Source organism: Vibrio sp. Vb1755, from assembly GCF_033338635.1.
Lineage (GTDB): Bacteria > Pseudomonadota > Gammaproteobacteria > Enterobacterales > Vibrionaceae > Vibrio > Vibrio alginolyticus.
Genome location: NZ_JAWOTA010000382.1, coordinates 1 through 1,022 on the forward strand (window position 1 = coordinate 1; position 1,022 = coordinate 1,022).

Below are 1,022 nucleotides of genomic sequence, written 5' to 3' on the forward strand. Positions count from 1 at the left end.
ACAACTTCTAACAAGGAAAAGTGACCATGAAAAAACACACTTTAGCCTTGTGTCTGGCGGCCATATTGGCCCCAGCCGCACACGCTGCTGAGATTAAGGTCGAAGACCTGACTTGGAAAGCGGTCACTTTTGGTCAATCGACCGACATGAACTTTGGCTCAACCATTTTGCCGGAAAAAGTCGGCGTGAACCAAGTGACGGTCAATGGTGATGTTGTCGCTGCTGGTAAGTTAGCGTCCACATTTACCATTGAAAGCCGCGGCGGCAAGTTAGCTAACTCGCATGAAGGACTCACCTTTTACTACACCGAGCTACCAACTGATGTGAACTTTACCCTCAGTGCCGATGTGGTGCTTGAACAGCTTGGCCCGGAAACTGGCGCGACACCCAACCGCCAAGAAGGCGCAGGTTTGATGGTGCGCGACATTCTAGGTGCCGAGCGTTTAGTGCCGCAACCTGAGGGCCATGAAGAGTTTCCGTCTGCATCGAACATGGTGATGAACCTAATGCGTTCTCACACCCGCACGAACGATGGCATGACCAACATCAACGCATCGTTTCGTGAAGGCGTTTATCAACCTTGGGGAACACCGGGTAACCGTTTAAGCCGTGTCGATTATGTGGAAGGGGTGCCTTACGGCACGGCTGAAACCTACCGCATGACGCTGACACGCACCAATGATGGTTTCAAAGTCAGCTACCGTAATGGCGAAAAATTCGTTGAGCAAGCGGTAAAAGGCGCGAATGCCAATATCGTTGAAATGCAAAACTCAGACTCGCAATACGTCGGCTTCTTTGCGTCACGCAATGCAAAAATGACGGTGAGCAATGTCGATTTGCAGCTTGCTGCGGCGGATACCGTGGACGCTCCAAAATACGCGGCCAAGCAGGGAGAATTGGTATTCCAAATCGCTTCTTCACCTCGCTCTGCAACCAAGGAGTATCCGGTTCAAGCTCGTGCCAACTACTCGGGCGAATTTGAAGTTCTGCACAATGGCAAAGTGGTAGCGAAGCAAACCGTG

The 1,022-nt window shown here is 51.4% G+C and carries 1 pseudogene; it reads left to right on the top strand.

Annotation, left to right across the window (positions count from 1 at the left end):
- Positions 1-26 precede the first annotated feature (26 nt).
- Positions 27-1,022: pseudogene (locus tag R7E00_RS25300) on the top strand (exopolygalacturonate lyase); the annotation flags it as partial.